This is a genomic window from Bacillus cereus group sp. N12 (assembly GCF_016483575.1).
Lineage (GTDB): Bacteria > Bacillota > Bacilli > Bacillales > Bacillaceae_G > Bacillus_A > Bacillus_A toyonensis.
The window spans coordinates 1-238 of sequence record NZ_JAEHBO010000273.1 but is presented as its reverse complement, the minus strand read 5'-3'; the positions used below and the strand labels follow the sequence as shown (position 1 = coordinate 238).

Here is a 238-nt window from a genome sequence, read left to right as displayed (position 1 = left end):
CAGTCCTTGCGGTTAGAAGCCTTATAGCTTCATTCTTTAGATTGATACTTGCGTTAATATCCCTATCATGGTGTGTATGGCAAGAAGGGCAATCCCATTTACGTAGGTTCAGATTTTTAACGTCTTTGTTTTGATATCCACAACAAGAACATAATTGGCTTGAAGCAAATGTTTTCGATACGACAATGACTTGTTTACCGTACCATTTTGCCTTATATTCCAACATAGTTCGAAACTG

General features: G+C 37.4%; 1 protein-coding gene. It reads right to left on the bottom strand.

The genetic code is table 11. From position 1 onward, the window contains the following. Positions 1 to 238: zinc ribbon domain-containing protein (locus tag JDS92_RS30455; RefSeq protein ID WP_199633071.1), on the bottom strand; the 238-nt coding region annotated here is incomplete at both ends.